This window comes from Exiguobacterium sp. SL-9 (assembly GCF_004336985.1).
Classification (GTDB): domain Bacteria; phylum Bacillota; class Bacilli; order Exiguobacteriales; family Exiguobacteriaceae; genus Exiguobacterium.
The window spans coordinates 1-432 of the sequence record NZ_SJUO01000021.1 but is presented as its reverse complement, the minus strand read 5'-3'; the positions used below and the strand labels follow the sequence as shown (position 1 = coordinate 432).

Annotated in this window: 1 protein-coding gene; it reads left to right on the top strand. The window is 30.6% G+C overall.

Going from position 1 to position 432, the window contains the following annotated elements; all coding sequences use genetic code 11:
- Nucleotides 1-241: coenzyme F420-0:L-glutamate ligase (locus EVJ34_RS15455; RefSeq protein ID WP_201739960.1), on the top strand; the 241-nt coding region annotated here is incomplete at its 5' end.
- Nucleotides 242-432: the final 191 nt, after the last annotated feature.

Genomic DNA, 432 nt, shown 5'->3' with positions numbered 1-432 from the left:
ATTAAAATACTTAGCTGATAATAATTTCTCTGATTTACGTGGAGCAGATTTAGAAGCAGCTATTAAAAAACATATTAACGAAAAAGATGAAGATTTAACTGGTTCTATGGAAGCACAAGGAACAACACCTCGTCAGTTAACTGACTTAATTGGTTCTTTAGCAGACTTAACATCAGGTAGTGGAGACAAAGGAACACCGATTGTTTTCATTCAAGGATACTTCGATAACTTTACAAAATAGTAAAAACACTTAAGGAATTTATATCCTTAAGTGTTTTTGTTATTTAGAAACTGTTTGATGGAAATCGTGGAGATAATCTAAAGTAGTCATTTGTTGATTACATTTAAAGCTATCTTTACAAATATAATTTCCTTTTTTCGTATATGTTCCATCACCTGAACTTTTCGTTGTAGACATAAACATAGCTACAT